An 18607-nucleotide genomic window follows, 5' to 3' on the forward strand; every position below is an offset into this window, starting at 1 on the left:
GAAGCATTTTTTAGTTCATCCATTGTTCTGCCCAGGTTTGCACTTGATCCATCGTGGATTCAAGGGCTCGCCCTTTTTCTGTGAGTTGGTACTCAATTCGAACAGGTGTTTCCGGGTACACACTGCGTGCAACCAAACCGGCCTCTTCAAGTTCTTTTAACCGATCAACGAGCATTTTATCGCTCATACTAGGTATTATTGCAGATATATCACGAAAGCGTTTTGAGCCTTGTAGTAGAACACGAATGATTAATCCATTCCATCGTTTTCCTAATAGCTGAAACGCGGATTCAAACTTTGGACACATTTTAGTTTGTTCCATCATCTCACTCCTTGTCTAGAAGATCTTCAGCATAGTATATCATAGTTTACTTGACTTTAGTAAGTAAATGGGTTAACGAACTAACTAAATCATAGTTATGCAAGATTAATTCATTAATTAAAAATAATAAGTAGTTTAAGTTTTAAAAAATAAAGGAAAAGCAAATATGACAGATCAGTTTTCAAACGTTTAATTATTATTTTCAAAGGAGCAGGATAGAAAATGACAAAAGTATTAATTCCTTTTTACAGCACTTACGGACATATTCACACGATGGCAAAAGCAGTAGCTGAAGGCGCGGCAGAAGTGGAAGGCGCAGAAGTGAAAGTTGTGAGAGTAGAAGAATTTGAAGCTGTTAAGCAAGCAATGTCAGCTCAAGATGCTTATGTGCAAGCGCAGAAAGCACAGGAAGATATTCCTGTAGCAACGCATGACGACTTAAGATGGGCGGATGGCGTAGTATGGGGAATTCCAACACGTTACGGTTCGATGCCTGCTCAAATGAAACAATACTTAGACTCTGCAGGTGCTTTATGGATGAATGGAGAACTTGAAGGAAAAGCAACAGGGATTTTTACAAGCACAGGCTCTATTCACGGAGGGCAAGAAACAACGGCCATCACTTCACTAATACCGTTATTGCACTTTGGATTTATTTATGTAGGTCTTCCTTATGGGGAAAATCCTGAGCAATTAACTACAGACGGTATTGGCGGCTCTCCATACTCTGCATCAACTGTTGCTGGGGCAGACGGCAGTGCACAGCCGGACGAAAGAGATCTAACGATGGCTAGACGCCTTGGTAAAAGAGTTGCAACGGTAGCTAAAGCATTAAAAGAATAATGAAAGAAATGTCATAAAAAAACGTAACACTTATTTTAGACGAGGATGAACCAAAAGTAGTTTCTTACTTTTTGGTTCATCCTTATTTTAATGCTTTTTAGGAAACTGGAAACAAAATAATAAAATATATAGTATGATTTCGTATTTTACATAGATAAAGGTATATAATTATCGTATAAATTAGAAGGATAGATTCTTTTGTATTTAAGAAAAGACGCTACGCGTTTTTCTTAAAGGAAGGAAGTCTCTTTTAGACTTGAAGACTCTCTGCTATAATGTAAGAATTAGTATGGGCGATGCTCATCGTGGAGGTGAACGCCTTGGAAGATGAAAATTCCAGAAAGCTTTTTATAGATTGGTATATTATTGCAAGTATTCTTACGCTCGGACTTTTTGGATTAGTGATGGTGTATAGTGCTAGTTTTGTGCAAGGGTATCAAATGTCTGAAGACAATATATCGTATTTTTTTGATCGTCAGCTACTGTGGTTAATCATTTCTATCATATTTTTTACTATTTTTATGTTTTTCCCTTATAAACATTACCGGAAACTTTCACCATGGATTGTGATAATAGCGATATTTTCGTTAATATTAGTAATGATTCCAGGTGTTGGAATAGATGTTAACGGAGCGCAGCGGTGGATTTCAGTGGCTGGATTTCGGATTCAACCGTCGGAATTTGTCAAATTAGGCTCTATTATTTATTTAGCTTATGTTTATTCACGTAAACAAGCTTATATAAATAAATTTTTAACGGGGGTACTTCCGCCTTTAGTGGTCGTCATTGTCTTTTTCGGACTGATCATGCTGCAGCCGGATTTAGGTACAGCAACCACCATTGTACTCGTAGCTGGTTTATTAGCATTTTGCTCCGGAGCCAGAATGCTACATTTGATTTCTCTTGGTTCTCTTGCATCTTGGGCGCTATTTCATTATGCGCAGTCCGAAGAATACAGGATGAATCGATTAATAGGTTACAGGGATCCATTTGAACTAGAGCAAACAGAAGGGTTTCAGTTAGTGCAATCCTATATTGCCATTGCGCACGGTGGACTTTCCGGAACGGGATTAGGGCAAAGTGTACAAAAGTTATTCTATTTACCGGAAGCTCATACAGATTTTATATTAGCAATTGTGAGTGAAGAGTTAGGAGCCACTGGAATCTTGTTTGTCTTTACATTTATGTTTTTTATCATCGGGCGTGGTGTGTTAATTGGTGCACGATGCAAGGATACCTTTGGCAGTTTGTTAGCGTTTGGTATCGTATTTCAGTTGGCTATTCAAATGATTTTCAATGCTTGTGCGGTTAGCGGACTTCTTCCAATTACAGGAATACCATTTCCATTTCTCAGTTATGGAGGATCGTCGTTATTGGTGACATTTGTTTCGATGGGAATACTAGCAAATATATCGAGGAAGACGGAAAAGGATCGGCAAGAAGAACCACTTGACAGAGATGAGATTCTTGCTGGGGAAGTTACTAGTGATGTGACACGAATGGCATCATCACATAGAAGTAGATAATTTGGAAAGTTTTAGAGGGTGAAAAGATGCAAGAGCGAAAGAGTGCGTTTCAACAATTAGATTATTCATTATTGTTTTTTTTGTTTGTGTTAATGTGTTTCAGTTTAGTAGCAATATACAGTGCCAGTACTTCGACTGTAGAGCAATATGGTATGGCTCCAACGCATTATGTTAGACTTCAAATTATTTGGTTTGGGATTGGCGTCATTTTAATGCTTGGCGCGATGTTAGTAGATTATGATTTATTTAAGAATTTCTCGATTCCCTTGTATATACTAGGGGTGGGATTGTTATTAGTTGTTCATTTTTTTGGTGACGAGATTAACGGTGCTCAGCGGTGGATTACCGCACCTGGTTTACCCAGATTTCAACCATCCGAATTCGTTAAAATATTTGTAATTATAGCTTTAGCACATTTGATTTACACGATAACTAAAAAACCGAAAGAAAAGTCTTTCAAGAATGATCTCCTTGTCGTCGGAAAAATTCTTGCAGTAGGTCTTCCGCCTTTTGCATTGATTTTAGTACAACCTGATTTAGGAACTGCATTAGTTATTGCAGCAATTATTTTTATTATGATTTTAATGGCCGGAGTTACTTTTAGAATGTTAGGGTTAATGGCAGCTTTAGGAACTGGATTTATTGGTTCTATGGTATGGATGCACAATAATCACTTTGCTTTCTTCTCAACATATCTCATTGAGCCTCATCAACTTAGTCGAATCTATTCCTGGCTAGATCCTGGTGCCAATATAGGAGCAGCTGGGTACCAACTGTATCACGCGATGCAAGGTATTGGTGCTGGACAATTATACGGAACTGGTTTATTTGAAGGAGTTAAAGCACAAAGTGGAGCTATTCCTGAATTGCATACAGACTTTATCTTTGCAGTAATAGGAGAAGAATTTGGTTTTGTAGGTGCTACAGTGCTTATCGTAGTCTATTTTCTGCTACTATACAGACTAGTGATTATTGCTTTTACTTGTAACAATACCTTTGGGACTTATCTAGTTGCGGGAACGCTAGGTCTTCTTGTATTCCAAATTTTTCAAAACATTGGAATGACAGTTGGATTAGTTCCTATAACTGGACTTGCGTTACCTTTTGTAAGTTACGGTGGAAGTGCATTGATTACTAATATGCTAGCGATCGGGATCGTTCTTAATGTAAATGTCAGGACGAAGCATTATATGTTTGGTGAAGAGGAATAGAGGGGGGATGACTCAATAGGTCTTTAATGACCTTTAGAGTTATCCTTTTTTCATGTATTATAATAGCAGGACGATGGAAAGGGAGCGGTAATTCTTCCGAACAGACTTCGATGGCAACAAAGCAACAAATTCACCAAATTAGATATATAAGTTTTTTAAAGATTGCAATGGAGTTTCTAAAAAGATAAGAAAGTATAAACTGACAGCTATCTTTACGCCACACGCATCGAGGGAAGGGCGCTTCCTTTCGAGTAGCACCTACACGCACTAAGTAGGTGCTACTCGGGGGTGGCTTTAAAGATTACGCTGTATTTAATAAAAGACGCTTTGCGTTTTTCTTAAGTTAAAGAAATGAGGGATTTATTTTGCGTACGGACAAGCTTTTAGCAACAATGGGATTTGGATCTAGAAAAGATGTAAAAAAGATTCTTAAACAAGGGCTATTTTCTGTGAATGGAGAAATTGTGAAAGACGGAAAAAAGCATGTGAATACAGTGACAGATATTCTCAAGTATTCTGGCGAGGTTATTGAATACAGGGAAACGATTTATATTATGTTGAATAAACCAAAAGGTTATGTTTCAGCGACAGAGGATAAAACTGAAAAGACGGTTATAGATATTTTACAGCCTGAAGATGCATTGTTTGATCCCTTTCCGGTTGGAAGACTTGATAAGGACACAACAGGCTTATTGTTGTTAACGAATGATGGAAAACTGGCACATCAGCTTCTGTCTCCAAAGAAGAAGGTTGATAAACGGTATATAGTACATTTAGATTTACCGATTAATGAAGAAGATATTTTAGCTTTGGAGCAAGGAGTTACATTAGATGATGGGTATACAACCAAACCAGCAAAAGTAGAATATAAAGCGGAATCTAATGCTTCAGTCGCTTATATTACAATCCAAGAAGGGAAATATCATCAGGTAAAGCGAATGTTTCAGACTAGGGGAAAAAAGGTCATCGAGTTAAAACGGGAGAGAATGGGGTCTCTTGTTCTGGATAATGAGTTGGAACTTGGAGAATATCGTGAATTAACTCCTGACGAACTTGAAGAACTAAGAAGTCATCAAGGTCATGAATCATAATGATTGAACATTAAGCAAGTTTGTTTTCTGTGACTTATGAATCTAAACAGTGCTAGGCTCAAGGAGAAAAACTCCTTGAGCCTTAACATGATAACTGTGTATAAAATTAATCATACTTTTAGAAGATTAGAAAGCTAGCTATCCTATTATTAAAAAGATAATAGCTCTAATTAGGGGTTCTTTTATGAAACCTTGATTTTCCTGTTCGTAGTTGTCCAAACACCGCGTTGATGACTGGCAACCAGATCGTTATATTCTAAAACATTAAGATCGCGTTGGACAGTTCTTTCGGTGATGCCGAATTCTTCCACTAATTCTTTTGTGGATGCACTTCCTTGTTTTCTAATGTAAAGGTAAATGGATTTAATCCGAGTCAACATTCTATTCGTTGATGGCTTCAAAAAACCACTCCTTCTCCTCAGTGAAAGTCAAATACTCCATGTTCAAGGTTTCAGGTCAATGTTTCTTTCGGCATTTAGATGAGAGGCGCATATAAAAATTCTTTTTTTTAGTTGTAGCTTTAATTATTAACACTTCATTTCTCAAAAGTATAAAAATACATCTAGCATGATTATTAATAAAAAGCTTTCAAAAAAACCGAAGAAGTATCAGTAAAACTCCAGGCAAGTAGCCTGTATTTAACTGATGTTTAAAAGCATCTCCACCCTCCTTTGCTTTAAGTTTACCCGAACACGGAATCGGGGTAAAGTAATCTTTGTTTGAATATTGTTAATTGTTTGTAATGTTTTTTAACATCACTTATATTTGGATTCTTTTTCTTATCATTAGAAAAGAGTATACTAATACTTGGAATATCCTAGTTAGGACGTGAAATCATGATAGATTGGAACCAGGAAGTCTCAACAAGAAAAGCAGAAATTATCAAGGAAACCCAAACATTTCTTCAAATAGAAAGCGTCTTAGATGAAGGGACTGCAACAGAGAATGCTCCTTTCGGTCAAGGGATTAGAAGAGCTTACGATTGGCTTTTACAGAAAGCAAAAAATGATGGTTTTACAGTGAAAGATTTGGATGGTTACGCAGCACATATTGAATACGGAGAAGGTGCTGATATTGTTGGTGTCTTATGTCATATTGATGTGGTTCCCGGTGGAGACAATTGGACGACTCCTGCTTTTTCAGCAACCATTCGTGATGGAAGCATATTCGCGCGGGGAGCATTGGATGACAAAGGACCGACAATTTCTTGCTATTATGCGTTAAAAATTGTTAAAGAAGTTGCAAATAATTTTGGAAAAAGAGTGAGAATAATTATTGGAACCGATGAAGAAAGTCAGTGGCGATGTGTTGATCATTATTTTAAACATGAAGAAATGCCTTTGATTGGATTTGCACCGGATGCCGACTTCCCTATTATATATGCGGAGAAAGGTATTTCTAATATTGAATATTCAATGAAAATGCTTGGCAAAGGAAAAATATATTCATTTGAATCAGGAGATCGATTAAATATGGTACCCGATCGAGCAAATGCTAAGCTTGATCATTTATCAAATGTAGAAGAAGAACAAAAACTAGAACAGAGTTTTTATGAATTTCTGCGTGAACATGAAATAAGTGGAAAGTTTTCAAAAAGTAAAGGTTGGTTGGATGTGTTCGTAGAGGGTGTTTCTGCACACGGAGCTGAGCCTGAGGAAGGGGTAAATGCAGGGATTTACCTTGCATACTTCCTAACAAAATATGTGTCATTAGCTGAACAAGAGAAACGCTATTTTAAGACGTTAAAAGATTACTTTTTCAGAGATTCTCAAGGGGCAAAACTAGAAGTTTCTTTTAAAGATGAGGAATTAGGCGATCTAACAATAAATGTTGGGAGGATGAGTTATTTCAGCGGAAAAAACGCTAGTATAGGAATAAATGTCAGGTATCCGGAAGGTGCCTCGTATGAAGTATTAAAAAAAATAATAGATGAGAAGCTCGGCAAAGAAGGATTACATTTTATCACTCATAGTCATGAGGAACCCCATGCTTTAAATAAAACGCATGAGCTTGTTCAAAAGTTGTCTAAAGTATATGAGAGACAAATGGATAAGAAGGCATCCCTAATAGCAATTGGAGGGGGGACATACGCAAGGTCTCTAGATGCTGGAGTTGCATTTGGACCGCTTATGCCAGGTGAAAAGGATACTGCTCATCAGGCAGATGAATGTATATCGATAGACAATCTTTTAAAGATGACCGCTATTTATGCCGATGCTATTTATGAACTAGCTAAAAAAGAAGAGCAATAGATATAGAATGACAATCTCTTTATAATGTTGTTTGGAAGAATCCTCTAGACCCCCCGAGCGTTCGTTTGCTCGTGAGGCTCGTGGATCCATCCACGGAAAGCAAGCGGTTATTCTTCCAAACAACTTTCGATAATAACGAAGCAACAAAATAGTTATAAAAGACTCTAGGTTTTTTAAAAGGGACTAGGCATTTTTCTTACAAGGTAAGAATTTATAAAATTGGCAGCTATCTTCACACCGCGCGTATCAAGGGAAACCCACCCTTGATACTTAAAACATGGCGGTTTGAAGCTGACACTGCATGTAATAAAAGACGGCTATGCCGTTTTTCTTATTCAAATTGAAATAAATCCGTTGAGAGATATCTTTCACCTGTGTCACATGCGATGGCCACGACAACATCATCTGGTGAGAGGCGCTTTGCTACTTCCAAAGCAGCAAAGCATGCTGCCCCAGAGGAAGGTCCGACGAGAATACCCTCTTCTTTAGATAAACGATGTGTTATGTTATAGGCATCTTCATCAGAGATTTTAAAAATCTCTTGATACACGCTCTCATTTAAAATTGGTGGGATAAATCCTGGGCTAGTGCCTACAAGTTTATGTGGTCCAGGCTTGCCGCCGGATAATACAGGAGATCCTTTAGGCTCAACTACATGAATAGTTGCGTCAGGATATTCCTTTTGTAATTCTTCTCCCGTGCCAGTAATTGTTCCACCAGTTCCAGAAGCAGCAACGAAGGCAGATAACTTTTTGCCTATCTGATTCATTCCGTCTTTAATTTCAGCAGCAGTCGTATGGCGGTGAGCATCTGGATTAGCTGCGTTTTCAAATTGCATCGGCATGTAACTATTAGGAATCTCTTTCACTAGTTCATGTGCTCGTTCTATCGCCCCAGGCATTTTTTTGTCACCAGGTGTTAGTTCAACTTTTGCGCCGTATGCTTTTAAGAGATTGATTCTTTCTTGTGACATCGTGTCAGGCATGACAAGAATTGATTTGTAACCTTTAGCGGCTGCGACCATTGCTAAGCCAATACCGGTGTTACCGGAAGTAGGTTCAATGATTATTGATTGATTATTGATAAGCCCTTGTTTTTCAGCATGATCAATCATATTAGAAGCCGCTCGATCTTTTACACTTCCACTCGGATTCATAAATTCTAATTTCAAGTATACTTGTGCTCCAGTTGTAGGAGCTAACTTTTGCAACTTAACTAAAGGAGTTTCTCCAATTAGTTCTGCCATATTATTTACTACTTTCACGCGTGTCATCCTTTCTTATTTCAACGTTACGTATAATTGACTATACATATTTATAAACTATGATTAAGCTATATTGTATCACAGCTTTTTAGACTATAAAAAGGAGGAGACATCATGGCTACATCACATACATTTATTGGTATTCCAATTAACAAGAAACTACAGGAAGAAGCGAAAGAATTACAAGAAACATTTCAATTATCCACATATTTCAAAAAAATCGTGAATAAATACGATTTTCACGTGACATTATTATTTCTAGGTGGTTGGAATCCAGAGAAAAAGGTATTATTGTGGGAAGGTCTAAAAAAAACACTTGCAAATAAAGAAGAATTCACACTAGACTTCTCTAAGATAGAAACTTTCGGAAGGTCTAATAAACCAAGTGTTTTTCATCTATCTCCAAACTATTCAGACCACCTTTTCGAGATTCAATCTCTCATACATAAGGAAGCCATTCAACTTGGGTTTGAAAGAGAAAAACGAAAATATAGCCCACATGTAACGTTAGCGAAAAAATGGAAAGACTCAGGGCGCTCCTTGCCTTACGAGTGGAACATCCCATTACAGATAGAATTAATAAAGAATTCCGTGGAAAAAGTTTCTTTATACGAGGTACATCCCTCAAAAGAACCTATGTATAAAGTTCTTTCCTCAATAACACTGCAAAAGAGGATTCAATGAGAGGATGAAATACGATGGCGCAGCTTTTAAAATTGGCTGATTATGTATCACGATATGAAATAGATATTTACAGATACCCAAGCCGGTATGTTCGCTTGAAAAAAGAGCGGTGGCAAAGAGTTCAAAGAGAATGGGCAGTGCAAAAAAATATATCTATTGATCGTCCTTTTTGGGAATCTTATGAGGAGGAAGTAAAAACATTTTTTCAGAAATCTTGGAACAAACTAAGAAGAAAAGCAAAAATGGAGTTAGATGATGAAATAGAATTACCGTCTGAACAGGAAATGCCGCACCAATCAAAAGAACAAATGAAAGCATCTTTTCTAGAAGAGCTTTTTAAATTTCAAATAAACTGGGTAAGTTCGACAGTATCAGAGAGATCGGCTGTTAAAAGAAGTTATTATTACGATTCATTGCTAGAGTTTCTTGTGAAAAAGTTGCCGGATTCTTTTTTCATATTATATGAGCCAGTTTTCTTCTTAAAAAAGGCAACGGTTGATTTAGATGTCATTATATTAACTCCTTCTGAAATATGGCTAATAAAACCTTTATTAGGAAATGAAAATACTATTTTTCAATTTGATTCAGACCGCTTTTGGTCAAAAAAGGATGGAAAAAGAGAATCGAAATTTCTTCATCCAATCATTTCTTTGAACAGGATGAGAACGGTAATAGAAAGTATTCTAGAAGAGAAGAACCTTTCAATGCCTATGAAACAAGTCATTGTCGCAAAAAATAGTTATATAGATATTCCACAACACAATCAACGTGCGAAGCTTATAGATAAACGTAATTTTCACGAATTTCATGAACAATTTTTAAAAAATAAATCTCCAATAAAGCATACGCAGCTAAAAATTGCTGATGCTCTGCTTGCAAAATGTATGACAAACTCGAGTTCAAGACTTATTACTGAATCAGAAAATGCTGAAACTATAGATACCTTTGATGAATATAAGGAATGATGAATGACCGAAGAAAGGGTGTGTCAACAATGGCTAGTTACGCCTTGCTGACATACCCTTTAAAATTATAAACTAATATTAGTGGCCACTACCTCCACGCTGCAAGTATCAATGGTAGAGAACCTTTTAAAGCAGCGTTATAGTTTCCAAATTTCTGAAGCGTACTCTTTGATCGTACGGTCACTTGAAAACTTTCCTGAATAAGCAATATTTGTTACGCTCATTCTCTGCCACGTATTTTTGTCGCGGTAAGAACGTTCTACAAGTTCGTGTGATTCAATATAAGGATCAAAGTCTTTTAAAACAAAATAGGGATCATTATGGTACATAATGTTATAAAAGATATCTTTGAATTCAATTTCCTGTTGACCAAATTCTCCAGAATTCAATTGATCTAAAATACGTTTTACTCTATCGTCTGTGTGATAGATATCCTTCGCTACGTACCCGCCATATTGGTAATAATCATGCACTTGGTCTGACGTCAATCCAAATATGAAAATATTGTTATCTCCCACTAGATCTTTAATTTCAATATTAGCGCCATCCAAAGTGCCCAGTGTAAGTGCACCGTTCATCATCATTTTCATATTTCCCGTTCCTGATGCTTCTTTACTTGCAGTGGAGATTTGTTCACTAATATCAGCAGCTGGAATAATTTTTTCAGCAAGACTGACATTATAATTCTCCAGGAAAATAACCTTTAATTTAGAATTAATCTGTTTATCATAATTCACTGTAGCCGCAACATGGTGAATCAATTTAATAACTTCTTTTGCTAAATGATAGCTCGGTGCGGCTTTGGCGGCAAAGATAAATGTTCTAGGTGTTATATCCAGAGAAGGATTTTCTTTTAATTCATTATAAAGATAGATGACATGGAAAATATTCAAAAGTTGTCGTTTATATTCATGGAGTCGTTTAATTTGAACATCAAAAATAGAACTTTCGTCAACTTTGATACCGGTTTGATTTAAAATTAATTTTGCTAACGTTTCTTTGTTTTGTTTTTTTACCTTGCCTACTTTTTCTAGAAACGGTGCATCATTTGAATAACGAAGAAGACCGATTAGTTTGTTTGGCTCTTGGATCCACTTGGGTCCAATCGCTTCGGTAATAGTTTCAGATAAACACGGATTTACTTGCAAAAGCCATCTTCTATGTGTAATCCCGTTAGTCTTGTTATTAAAACGGTTTGGGTACAACTTATAGAAATACTTCATTTCCTTATTCTTTAAAATTTCTGTATGAAGACGGGCAACTCCATTCACACTAAAACTGCCTACGATAGCTAGTCTTGCCATATGAATTTGGTCATCAGCAATCACAGCTAGTTCCGGTATTTTATCACGGAGATCCGGGTGATCGAACCAAATACCTTTGCAAAAACGTTCGTTAATTTCATTGATAATCATATAAATTCGAGGCAGGAGTTTTTGTATCATCGAAGTCGGCCATTTTTCCAAAGCCTCACTTAATGTCGTATGGTTAGTATAAGCGATCACACTTGTCGTAACTTTCCAGGCTTCATCCCAACTGAAGTTTTCGTCGTCCATTAATATGCGCATAAGTTCAGGTACCGCTAAGCTGGGATGCGTATCATTAATTTGAATAACTACTTTTTCAGACAGGTGAGCAAGAGAAAGATCATGAGTAGCTTTAAAGTTTTTTAAGATCCCTTGAATAGTTGCAGAGACAAGAAAGTATTGTTGCTTTAACCTTAATTCCTTGCCTTCGAAACTAGAGTCATCTGGATAAAGAAACCCCGAGATTTGCTCAATGGAATGGCTATGGTCTAAATGGTGATAATATTGACTGCTTGGATCTGACATAAGTTTGGATTCATTTTCAGTCACTTCGGCACTCCACAGACGTAATGTATTCACAACTTCATTTTGATAGCCGATTACTGGGACATCATAAGGAACTGCCATTACTTTGTCTTGATCTTCATAAGAGAATTCAAAGTCACCATTGAGTTTTGTATGCATATTTATTTTACCACCGAATCTAACTTCAATAGCCTCATCTGCTTTACGGGTTTCCCACGGATATTCCTCTTTCAGCCAGTAATCAGGAAGCTCAATTTGGTTTCCGTGAATAATTCGTTGTTCAAACAAACCATATCGGTATCGAATTCCAGAGCCTTGCCCGGCATATTTCAAAGAAGCGATCGAGTCTAAAAAACATGCTGCTAAACGCCCTAATCCGCCATTACCCAGCGCAGCATCATGCTCATGTTTATAAATTTCCTCTGGATTTCTGCCAATATCTTTTAAAACCTCGTTGCAAATATCAAGCATTCCACAGTTAAGCAGGTTGCTTTGCAACAACCTCCCAATAAGGAATTCCATGGAAATATAATATACTTGCTTTGTTTTATTTTCTTGATATTTTTCTTGAGTTTTCAGCCATTTAGGCGTTATTTCATCTTTAACAATGGATGATATAACATAATACAAATCTTTATCGGAAGCATCTTCTAAATGTTTTCCTCGTTTTCTTGTCATTTTTCCTTCTAATAAAGCCAGAAAGGATTCTTTACGATAATCTGACAAAACTTTCACTCCCTATCTTCTAAAGTTGTTAGTGATTTATAAATGTTAGTATATGCTTTTGCAGATTCACTCCAACTAAAGCTGCTTTTATTGACGTTTTTCATAAGTTTTTTCCATAGAGAGCTATCATGGAAGACGTCAAGAGAATAACGTAGAATGGAAAGAAGTTCATGGGCATTGTAATTTGCAAAACTAAAGCCATTACCTTCACCAGTTTCCGCATTGAAAGCTTGCACTGTATCTTTGAGTCCTCCGGTTTCTCTAACAATAGGTACTGTTTTATATTGCAAAGCGATTAATTGAGAAAGACCACATGGTTCAAATTTAGAGGGCATTAAAAAGAAATCAGCACTTGCATAAAGTTTTCTGGCTTGTCCTTCATTAAACTGTAATAACATGTGCATTTTAGTAGAGTTACGGATGGCAATGTGCGAAAAAGAATGTTCAAATTCATAATCACCAGTACCGAGAATAACAACTTGAATATCTTCCTGTAAAAATTCATCTAAAACTCTTTCTAATAAATGAAAACCTTTTTGCTCCACTAAACGTGAAATGGCAATATACATAGGTATATCTCCATTAACCGGCAGTCCGAGCTCTGCTTGTAAGGCTTCTTTATTTTCCTTCTTTTTTACACGTGAAGATTTGTAATTCACATGAATATATGGATCCTTCATTGGATGATAGTCCTCCAAATTGATGCCATTTATCACGCCTGAAAGGTCACCTTCTCGTTCATGGAGAATAGAATCAAGCCCCTCACTGTAATAGGGCTGCCTTATTTCTTCTGCATAAGTTGGGCTGACGGTCGTAATTTTGTCTGCGTGAAAAATTGCAGCCTTCATGCAATTAAGCATGCCATTCCATTCTAAGCCATTGAAATGCTCTCTTGATAAATTGAAAAGGTTATCGAAAGAATCGTGAGAAAGTAAGCCTTGGTATTTAATATTATGAATCGTAAATACGGTTTTCAATCGTGAAGCTGGAAGATATATATTTGCGAAAGCAACCGCTAGTCCGGTTTGCCAGTCGTGAGCATGGAGGACATCAGCATCGAAATCAAGCAAAGGAAGGCCCTCGATAATAGCTTGGCTAAAAAAGACAAACCTTTCCCCGTCATCGTAATAACCGTAAACTCCTCTTCTGGAAAAATAAAAGTCGTTTTTAATAAAATAATAAAGGATGCCATCGTTTTCAAGTGTATATAGAATAGCCTCATGTGTTCGCCAGCCAACTTCTACTTTGAATGATGTTTTCTTTTCCATCTTATTCTGCCATTCTAGTGGAATCTCATCGTATAAAGGTAAAATTACTCTTACGTCAGCTAGATTATCTTTCATCAAAGCTTGCGGAAGAGATCCAATGACGTCAGCAAGTCCTCCTGTTTTTATAAATGGCACACATTCAGATGCAGCAAATAATATTTTAGTCATCGCTTGAATCTCCTCTCTGAAATCAGTGAATATTTTTAACATAAGTCTATAAGTGACAGTTAGCTTTCAAGGCACAGGTGATGGCACCTGCCTCATGGTTGAGTAGAGGTATAAATTGCGATGAAAGCTCAACTGCTCGAATTTATTAATATTGTAGATTTTCTTAAATAGTTTGACGTTTTGCAACGACAAAAGGTTTATCTTTTGAACCTATAAATGTTTGTCCTGCTGTAATTCGAACATCCTTGTCTAGAATGACATTTTCCAGATGGACACCTTCTTCAATGATACAACGCTGCATGACAATGGAATTTTTTACTTTTGTCCCCTTATGAACTTTCACTCCCCGAAATAGAATACTACCTGAAACCTCACCATCAATCACACAACCGTTGGCGAGCATAGAAGTGGTAACCTTGGAAGACTCTCTATATTTTGCAGGAGGTTCATTACTTATTTTTGTACGTATAAATTCATTTTTAAAGAATAAAGAGCGGTAATTATCCGGTTGTAATAAGTTCATATTGTGTTTATAGAAGCTTTTGATGGAATTTATAAAGATAGAACAACCTTCCGAATTAATATATTGAACGGCGAGACTGTCCAGGTTTTCTTTCACTCCGCCTAGAAAGAAGTGGTCTTTATGATAGGCGATGCACTCATCTACGAGTTTTAGAAGGACTTCTTTTTTTATGATGTAGGCATTGGTGAATACATGTTTATTTTCATGGTCGTTTGTAAATCCTGTCACCCATCCATCATTATCATGTTCGATACGAAGTTGCGACATATGTTCAGGTTCTAACGTGTCAACCTCGGTAGTAATACACGTAACATCGGCATCACGTTCAAGATGAAGCTTAAATGCTTTTTTATAATGAGCGTTTGAAATAAACTGACTGCCGCTAATGACTACATGGCTCGCTTTTGAGCGATGGAAATAGTCACGGTTATTGTGAAAGTGCTTTAAATCTCCTCTGGAAACATCTGTCGGATCATTCCAGTCAGGCGGTAGAATAAAAAGACCGCCGTGACGTCTGGCAAGTTCCCAGTCGGCCCCTGTTCCAAGGTGATCCATTAGAGAGCGATATTTGGAATTAGTGAAGATAGCCACTTCACTTACTCCGGAATTAACCATATTGGAGAGGGTGAAATCTACTAACCGATAACGCCCAGCAAACGGTGCTGCAGCACCACAACGAAAATAAGTTAGCTCTTCTAAAAAATCTTGTTCATGCTCTAAATTAATTAAACCCATTAAGTCTCCCATCATCATCGTTCCACTCCTTCCTTTTGAAAATCAACGATATTTTCACTGTTGATGACAAGTGGTTCGTCATATTTTTCTCCGTCTATGATCGTTCCTTCGGGAATTTCAACCCCCTCCATAATAATTGCCTTTTTGATAAGACAATTACTATTTATTCGTACTTCAGGATGAATAATGGATTCATTAATACTCGAGTTTGCACCCACATCAATTCTTTCAAATAGAATCGAGTTCGTGACCTTTCCGTTAATCCAACAACCTGAATTAATGAGGGAATTTTCTATGATGGCATATTCACCGATAAATTGAGGCGGATAATTCGTATCATGAGAATACGTACGCCATTCTTTACTGTTCAGAGAAAGAGATAAATCTTCTTCTAGTAGATCCATATGCGCTTCCCAATAGCTTTGAATCGTACCGACATCTTTCCAGTAACCTTCAAACTGATAGGCATACATACGCAAACCATCGTTTAACATAGCTGGAATAATGTCTTTCCCAAAGTCGTGGTCTGAATCTGTTAAATTAGCATCTTCCATTAAATATTGTCTAAGGGCTTTCCAATTAAACACGTAAATTCCCATGGAAGCTAAATTATTTTTCGGAGTTTCCGGTTTTTCATCAAATTCATAGATTTCCAGATTATCGAGTGTGTTAAGAATTCCAAATCGGGAAGCCTCTTTCCATGGAACTTCTATGACCGATATCGTAGCATCTGATTGTTTCTCCTTATGGTGCTCGATAAGCTTTGCATAATCCATTTGATAAATATGATCGCCGGAGATGACAAGTATATACTCGGGATCGTACTGATCAATGTAATGAATGTTTTGATAGATAGCATCAGCTGTTCCTTTATACCAGCTGCCACCTTTTTTAGCGGTATAAGGTGATAAAATAGAGACTCCATCTTCCTGTCGATCTAAATCCCACGGTTTACCTATTCCAATGTGCTTATTAAGGAGCATCGGAGAGTACTGTGTAAGCACGCCTACAGTATGAACGGAAGAATTGGAGCAATTGCTTAACGTAAAATCGATAATTCGGTATTTACCACCGAAATGTACTGCTGGTTTAGCAAGTGTTTTTGTTAGAAGACCTAGACGTTTACCTTCACCACCAGCTAGAAGCATAGCGACACATTCTTTTTTCATTGAGAATCCTCCTTTATTGTTTGGTTTTATCTATTTGTTTGAAAAAGGTAACCGCTAGAGGAGGAACCATGATTTTTATATGTTGATCGAAACCATGCCATGGCTCTGGAAAACTAAAATGGGTACTGAGATTACATTGGTTTGATCCGGCAAAGTCTTCGGAATCAGAAGTGAAAATTTCCTTATACTTCCCGGGAACGTCTACTCCAATTTTATAATCGTAATAAACATTCGGAGTGAAGTTCATAATGATCACCAGACTTTCTTCTTTTCGGGCATCATGGCGATAAAAGGCAAGAATACTTTGGTCGGCATTATCGGCATCTATCCATTTGAATCCATCCGGATCATGGTCTAATTCAAATAAGGCAGGTTCTTGTTTGTAAAAGTTATTTAAAGCTTTTACATAATTAAATATGCCTTCATGCAAAGGATATTCTAATAGATGCCAATCAAGCTGCTCTTTATCTTTCCACTCCGCGTATTGGCCAAGTTCTCCACCCATAAATAAAAGTTTCTTTCCGGGATGCGCAAACATATATCCGTAAAGAAGGCGAAGTTGAGCAAATTGTTGCCACTGATCACCAGGCATTTTATTTAATAATGACTTTTTCCCGTGAACTACCTCATCGTGGGAAAGTGGTAAAACAAAGTTTTCAGAAAAAGTGTACATAAAGGAAAACGTTAGCAAATTATGATTTCCTTTTCGATAAAGGGGATCGAGTTCCATATATTCCAGAGTGTCGTTCATCCACCCCATGTTCCATTTGTAATTAAATCCTAATCCTCCTTCATGAATAGGATAAGTAACTTTTGGTAAATCCGAGCTGTCCTCTGCCATCATAAGTGTATTCGGGAAATATTCGAAAACAACTTTGTTTAACTTTTTAATGAAAGCGAAGGCTTCTAGATTCTCATCGCCACCAAAAGAATTTTGTACTTTTTCCTCTCCGTCATGTTTATCGAAGTTCAAGGAGAGCATGCTTGCTACAGCATCTACGCGAATACCATCAAGGTGATATTCTTCCAGCCAGTAAATGGCGTTGGAAACGAGAAAGCTTTGTACTTCGGGACGTCCAAAATCAAATGTTAAGGTGCCCCAGGATGTTTTCTCGGCTTTTCTGGAGTCTTCATACTCATATAAAGACTCTCCGTCAAATTGACGCAAGCCATGGTCATCTTTGCAAAAGTGTCCAGGTACCCAGTCCATGATTACTCCTATGCCTTGTTGGTGACACATATCAATAAAATACTTAAAATCTTCCGGAGAACCGTAGCGGCTAGTAATAGAATAATATCCGGTAATTTGATATCCCCAAGATAAATCAAAGGGGTGCTCAGATATTGGCATTAGCTCTATGTGGGAATACCCAAGGTTTTTCACATAAGGAATAAGTTCATCTGCTAATTCTCTGTATGTTAATAATTCTTCATCGTCTTTCTTTTTCCATGTGCCCAGATGTACTTCATATACAGTAATGGGTGATTTGTAAAGGTTAGTTGATTTTTTTTGTTCTATCCATCTATTATCTTTCCAATCATACTTATTTTGTTGAGGTGTGAGTGAAGCCGTGGCAGGTCGGAGTTCTGATTGCTTAGCATAAGGATCTGCTTTTAAGATATTACGGCCATCCGGGTGAATAATATTATACTTATATGTTGAATCTGGCGGTATATCTGAGAAAAAAGCGGTCCATAAGCCTTGTGTACTAACTCGCTCGAGTGGGTGGGCATTACCTTGCCATTCATTGAAATCGCCGACTAGTTCGACCTTTGCAGCATGAGGTGCCCAAACAGTAAAACGAAAACCTTTTTCTTTCTCCCACGTTATTTCATGGCAGCCTAAAAAGGAATAACTGTGATAATTCGTCCCTTGATGAAATAAATACATGTCATCTTGCGTAAGATGATAAACCAATGAGCATCAATCCTTCCTTTATGTCCAATTAATTCTTGTGTATTATAAAAATTCGCTAAGATAGCAACAATATCCTTTCTTTTTTAAAACAAAATTCAAAATTATCAAAA

At 37.1% G+C, this 18607-nt stretch carries 15 protein-coding genes; 7 read left to right on the forward strand and 8 right to left on the reverse strand.

The genetic code is table 11. From position 1 onward, the window contains the following. Positions 1 to 10 precede the first annotated feature (10 nt). On the reverse strand, positions 11 to 322 hold the full coding sequence (locus ACHABW_RS05290; protein ID WP_110934789.1) for a winged helix-turn-helix transcriptional regulator: 312 nt from the start codon (positions 320 to 322) through the stop codon (positions 11 to 13). Positions 323 to 544: 222 nt separating this feature from the next. Here ACHABW_RS05290 and wrbA point away from each other — a divergent pair, with 222 nt between their 5' ends. The 4 genes from wrbA (at position 545) to ACHABW_RS05310 (ending at position 4993) form a co-directional block, all read left to right on the forward strand. Further along, complete coding sequence (wrbA, locus tag ACHABW_RS05295) at positions 545 to 1165, forward strand: NAD(P)H:quinone oxidoreductase (RefSeq protein WP_435754390.1); 621 nt, start codon at positions 545 to 547, stop codon at positions 1163 to 1165. 320 nt (positions 1166 to 1485) lie between these two features. Next, positions 1486 to 2691: a putative lipid II flippase FtsW gene (gene ftsW / locus ACHABW_RS05300; protein ID WP_110934791.1), complete on the forward strand. Its 1206-nt coding sequence runs from the start codon at positions 1486 to 1488 to the stop codon at positions 2689 to 2691. A 26-nt stretch (positions 2692 to 2717) separates the two neighbouring features. Then, positions 2718 to 3902 carry a rod shape-determining protein RodA gene (rodA, locus tag ACHABW_RS05305; protein WP_435754391.1) on the forward strand — a complete coding sequence of 395 codons (1185 nt, stop codon included), beginning with the start codon at positions 2718 to 2720 and terminating at the stop codon, positions 3900 to 3902. Positions 3903 to 4267: 365 nt separating this feature from the next. Further along, on the forward strand, positions 4268 to 4993 hold the full coding sequence (locus tag ACHABW_RS05310; protein ID WP_435754392.1) for a pseudouridine synthase: 726 nt from the start codon (positions 4268 to 4270) through the stop codon (positions 4991 to 4993). Positions 4994 to 5175: 182 nt separating this feature from the next. Here ACHABW_RS05310 and ACHABW_RS05315 read toward each other — a convergent pair whose 3' ends face one another. Further along, the gene (locus tag ACHABW_RS05315) at positions 5176 to 5394 is read right to left on the reverse strand and encodes a DeoR family transcriptional regulator (RefSeq protein WP_110934794.1); all 219 of its coding nucleotides are present in this window, start codon (positions 5392 to 5394) and stop codon (positions 5176 to 5178) included. Positions 5395 to 5829: 435 nt separating this feature from the next. Between ACHABW_RS05315 and pepV the strand changes: the two genes are divergently transcribed. Beyond that, positions 5830 to 7245, forward strand: coding sequence for a dipeptidase PepV (pepV, locus tag ACHABW_RS05320; protein WP_435754393.1), 1416 nt, complete (start codon positions 5830 to 5832; stop codon positions 7243 to 7245). 331 nt (positions 7246 to 7576) lie between these two features. Here the strand turns inward: pepV and cysK are convergent, their stop codons facing one another. Next, the gene (gene cysK / locus ACHABW_RS05325) at positions 7577 to 8509 is read right to left on the reverse strand and encodes a cysteine synthase A (RefSeq protein WP_435754394.1); all 933 of its coding nucleotides are present in this window, start codon (positions 8507 to 8509) and stop codon (positions 7577 to 7579) included. A gap of 114 nt (positions 8510 to 8623) precedes the next feature. Here cysK and thpR point away from each other — a divergent pair, with 114 nt between their 5' ends. Together thpR and ACHABW_RS05335 are read left to right on the forward strand one after the other, a co-directional pair. Continuing rightward, a complete protein-coding gene (thpR, locus tag ACHABW_RS05330) occupies positions 8624 to 9193 on the forward strand; it encodes an RNA 2',3'-cyclic phosphodiesterase (protein ID WP_435754395.1) in 570 nt (189 codons plus the stop codon). Between the two features lie 14 nt (positions 9194 to 9207). Next, positions 9208 to 10158, forward strand: coding sequence for a nuclease-related domain-containing protein (locus ACHABW_RS05335; protein ID WP_435754396.1), 951 nt, complete (start codon positions 9208 to 9210; stop codon positions 10156 to 10158). A gap of 137 nt (positions 10159 to 10295) precedes the next feature. Here the strand turns inward: ACHABW_RS05335 and ACHABW_RS05340 are convergent, their stop codons facing one another. The 5 genes from ACHABW_RS05340 to glgB all read right to left on the reverse strand — a co-directional run bounded on the left by ACHABW_RS05340 (position 10296) and on the right by glgB (position 18497). After that, a complete protein-coding gene (locus ACHABW_RS05340; RefSeq protein WP_435754397.1) occupies positions 10296 to 12716 on the reverse strand; it encodes a glycogen/starch/alpha-glucan phosphorylase in 2421 nt (806 codons plus the stop codon). A gap of 5 nt (positions 12717 to 12721) precedes the next feature. Next, positions 12722 to 14152, reverse strand: a complete 1431-nt coding sequence (locus ACHABW_RS05345; protein WP_110934800.1) for a glycogen synthase — start codon at positions 14150 to 14152, stop codon at positions 12722 to 12724. Positions 14153 to 14315: 163 nt separating this feature from the next. After that, the gene (gene glgD, locus ACHABW_RS05350; protein WP_435754399.1) at positions 14316 to 15428 is read right to left on the reverse strand and encodes a glucose-1-phosphate adenylyltransferase subunit GlgD; all 1113 of its coding nucleotides are present in this window, start codon (positions 15426 to 15428) and stop codon (positions 14316 to 14318) included. Continuing rightward, the gene (locus ACHABW_RS05355; RefSeq protein ID WP_110934802.1) at positions 15425 to 16579 is read right to left on the reverse strand and encodes a glucose-1-phosphate adenylyltransferase; all 1155 of its coding nucleotides are present in this window, start codon (positions 16577 to 16579) and stop codon (positions 15425 to 15427) included. Before ACHABW_RS05355 ends, glgD begins: the two co-directional genes overlap by 4 nt. Before the next feature lie 13 nt (positions 16580 to 16592). Beyond that, positions 16593 to 18497, reverse strand: a complete 1905-nt coding sequence (gene glgB / locus ACHABW_RS05360; protein WP_435754400.1) for a 1,4-alpha-glucan branching protein GlgB — start codon at positions 18495 to 18497, stop codon at positions 16593 to 16595. Between the last annotated feature and the right edge of the window lie 110 nt (positions 18498 to 18607).

This window comes from Salipaludibacillus sp. CF4.18 (genome assembly GCF_051262595.1).
Taxonomy (GTDB): domain Bacteria; phylum Bacillota; class Bacilli; order Bacillales; family Salisediminibacteriaceae; genus Salipaludibacillus; species Salipaludibacillus neizhouensis.

Bases quoted from the DNA above. Each gene is read 5' to 3' on its own strand.
- ACHABW_RS05290 (WP_110934789.1), bottom strand. From the start codon at position 322: ATGGAACAAACTAAAATGTGTCCAAAGTTTGAATCCGCGTTTCAGCTA.
- wrbA (WP_435754390.1), top strand. From the start codon at position 545: ATGACAAAAGTATTAATTCCTTTTTACAGCACTTACGGACATATTCAC.
- rodA (WP_435754391.1), top strand. From the start codon at position 2,718: ATGCAAGAGCGAAAGAGTGCGTTTCAACAATTAGATTATTCATTATTG.
- pepV (WP_435754393.1), top strand. From the start codon at position 5,830: ATGATAGATTGGAACCAGGAAGTCTCAACAAGAAAAGCAGAAATTATC.
- thpR (WP_435754395.1), top strand. From the start codon at position 8,624: ATGGCTACATCACATACATTTATTGGTATTCCAATTAACAAGAAACTA.
- ACHABW_RS05335 (WP_435754396.1), top strand. From the start codon at position 9,208: ATGGCGCAGCTTTTAAAATTGGCTGATTATGTATCACGATATGAAATA.
- ACHABW_RS05345 (WP_110934800.1), bottom strand. From the start codon at position 14,152: ATGACTAAAATATTATTTGCTGCATCTGAATGTGTGCCATTTATAAAA.
- glgD (WP_435754399.1), bottom strand. From the start codon at position 15,428: ATGATGATGGGAGACTTAATGGGTTTAATTAATTTAGAGCATGAACAA.
- ACHABW_RS05355 (WP_110934802.1), bottom strand. From the start codon at position 16,579: ATGAAAAAAGAATGTGTCGCTATGCTTCTAGCTGGTGGTGAAGGTAAA.